The organism is Vibrio sp. Vb0304 (assembly GCF_033338995.1).
GTDB lineage: Bacteria > Pseudomonadota > Gammaproteobacteria > Enterobacterales > Vibrionaceae > Vibrio > Vibrio alginolyticus.
This window is the reverse complement of sequence record NZ_JAWOTT010000081.1, coordinates 1-1,672: the sequence shown is the minus strand read 5'-3', so window position 1 is coordinate 1,672 and position 1,672 is coordinate 1. Positions and strand designations below refer to the sequence as shown.

The following is a 1,672-nucleotide window of genomic DNA, read 5'->3' as shown; positions in this document are numbered from 1 at the left end:
GGTCTCTCACTTGCAAGCACTAAAAGACGCAGGTTTAACAACGCTTCACATCCTGCCAGCGTTCGATATTGCTACGGTTGATGAAGAAGCGGCGAACCGCGTCGATATTACTGACACCGTAGGTAAATTGTGTGGCATCAAACCAGAAGCGTCTGTCTGTGACGAAGTTGATGGCGCGAAAGTGATTGAAGATGTGCTGAACAGCTACGATCCAGCCACCGGTTCTGCGCAAGCACTGATGAACGATTTGCGCATGCTAGACAGCTTCAACTGGGGTTACGACCCATTCCATTACACGGTGCCAGAAGGCAGCTACGCGACCGATCCAAACGGCTCAAAACGTATTCTTGAGTTCCGTGAAATGGTGCAAGCAACGCACAAAATGAAGCTGAAGCTGATCATGGACGTGGTGTACAACCACACCAATGCCTCTGGCATTAACGACAAATCCGTTCTAGATAAAATCGTCCCAGGGTACTACCACCGTCTTAACGTCAACACTGGCGGCGTAGAAAACTCAACCTGTTGTGACAACACTGCAACAGAAAACTTGATGATGGGTAAACTGATGGTTGACTCATTGAAAGTGTGGGCGGACGACTACAAAGTTGACGGTTTCCGTTTCGACTTAATGGGCCACCAGCCAAAAGATGTGATGGTCTACGCGCTTGAGCAAATCCGCAAGATTGACGAGAACACCTTGTTCTACGGTGAAGGTTGGGACTTCGGTGAAGTGTCTAACAACGCTCGTTTTGATCAAGCCACTCAGCTAAACATGGCTGGCACTGAAATCGGTACGTTCTCGGATCGTCTGCGTGACGCTGTTCGTGGCGGTAGCCCATTTGATGGCGGTGTCGATTCAGAAGGTAAGCACCCACTTCGCTTCAACCAAGGTTTTGGTAACGCGGCTTACGCGAATGAAGAAACCAAAGTGGACGCAGAATCGGTGAATGGTCGTCTACACAACCAAGATTTGGTTCGTCTAGGCATGGCGGGTAACTTGGCTGACTTCGTTCTTCTAGACTACAAAGGCGACACAAAACTAGGTAAGAACGTTGATTACAATGGTGCGCCAGCAGGCTACACAAAAGTGCCATCAGAAAACATCTCGTACGTGTCTAAGCACGATAACCAAACTCTGTGGGATAACAACGCGTACAAGATTGCGACTGCGACTCCTTCTGCAGATCGTGCACGCATGCAATCTGTCTCGCTATCAACAGTAATGCTTGGCCAAGGTATCCCATTCATCCACATGGGTTCTGAGCTTCTGCGTTCTAAATCGATGCAGCGTGACTCTTACGATTCTGGTGACTGGTTCAACCGCGTCTTCTTCGACGGCAGTGACAACAACTGGAACGTAGGTCTGCCTCGTGAAGACAAAGACGGTGCAAACTGGGAGCTGATCAAGAAGATCGTTTCTGACACGACAGCGAAGCCAGATGCAACCGACATTGAGCTAACCAAACAACAATTCCTAGAACTACTAAAAATCCGTAGTTCAAGTGAACTGTTCCGCTTAGATACCGCTCAAGAAGTCATGAACCGTGTTGACTTCCGCAACGTTGGTAAAGACCAAGTGGAAGGCTTGATCGTTATGTCTATCGACGATGGTAAATCAGCAGGTGCCGATTTGGATTCGAAATACGATGCGATCGTTGCCGTGGTGAAC

1 protein-coding gene is annotated in these 1,672 nt (G+C 48.7%); it reads left to right on the top strand.

Annotation, left to right across the window (positions count from 1 at the left end; genetic code table 11):
- A partial coding sequence (pulA, locus tag R7P35_RS23910) for a pullulanase-type alpha-1,6-glucosidase (protein ID WP_318092813.1) occupies positions 1 to 1,672 on the top strand: 1,672 nt, incomplete at both ends.